Origin of the sequence: Paenibacillus periandrae (genome assembly GCF_022458865.1) — a bacterium.
Taxonomy (GTDB): Bacteria; Bacillota; Bacilli; order Paenibacillales; family NBRC-103111; genus Paenibacillus_S; species Paenibacillus_S periandrae.
The window spans coordinates 1-386 of record NZ_JAJNMU010000146.1 but is presented as its reverse complement, the minus strand read 5'-3'; the positions used below and the strand labels follow the sequence as shown (position 1 = coordinate 386).

Annotated in this window: 2 rRNA genes; both read left to right on the top strand. The window is 46.9% G+C overall.

The annotated features are described in order from the left end of the window. Positions 1–66, top strand: a 16S ribosomal RNA gene (locus LRL21_RS45000); the annotation flags it as partial. 232 nt (positions 67–298) lie between these two features. Continuing rightward, positions 299–386 (top strand): 23S ribosomal RNA (locus tag LRL21_RS44995); the annotation flags it as partial.

Sequence of the window (386 nt, the reverse complement as noted above, 5' to 3'; positions counted from 1 at the left end):
TAGATGATTGGGGTGAAGTCGTAACAAGGTAGCCGTATCGGAAGGTGCGGCTGGATCACCTCCTTTCTATGGAGATATTGTTCCTGTAACGGAACGTATCAGCAAGTCAAGCTGTCATGGACAGCAACCGCTCACTCGTTGATCAGTTTTGAGAGGATAAACTTTCTCTCTGCAAAGCTTGTTCCTTGAAAACTAGATACCGAAACGAAACAAATGTTTAGAGCAGCGTTACTTGACTTCGGTTGAGTAACAAATCCACATAGATCGATTCTTCGGAATCGAACTTATTAGCGGAGTTGGTTAAGCTAATAAGAGCACACGGAGGATGCCTAGGCACTAGGAGCCGAAGAAGGACGTGGCGAACGACGAAATGCCTCGGGGAGCCG